Annotated in this window: 1 rRNA gene; it reads left to right on the forward strand. The window is 51.1% G+C overall.

The features are described from left to right. Positions 1-448: ribosomal RNA gene (locus I6E24_RS16705) — 23S ribosomal RNA — on the forward strand; the annotation flags it as partial.

Here is a 448-nt window from a genome sequence, read left to right on the forward strand (position 1 = left end):
GAGCCCAGTGAAATTGTAGTATCGGTGAAGATGCCGATTACCCGCGATGGGACGAAAAGACCCCGTGAACCTTTACTATAGCTTAGCATTGAATTTGGGCACGCGATGTGTAGGATAGGTCGGAGGCATTGAATCGGGCACGCCAGTGTTCGTGGAGCCGCTGTTGAAATACGACCCTTCGTTTGTTTGAGTTCTAACTCATGGATTGAGGACATTGCTTGGTGGGTAGTTTGACTGGGGTGGTCGCCTCCAAAAGCGTAACGGAGGCTTCTAAAGGTACCCTCAGGCCGATCGGTAACCGGCCCAAGAGTGTAATGGCAGAAGGGTGCTTGACTGGGAGACTGACAAGTCGATCAGGTAGGAAACTAGAGCATAGTGATCCGGTGTTTCCGTATGGAAGGGACATCGCTCAAAGGATAAAAGGTACTCCGGGGATAACAGGCTGATC

Source organism: Bacteroides caecigallinarum (assembly GCF_021530995.1).
Classification (GTDB): Bacteria; Bacteroidota; Bacteroidia; order Bacteroidales; family Bacteroidaceae; genus Phocaeicola; species Phocaeicola faecigallinarum.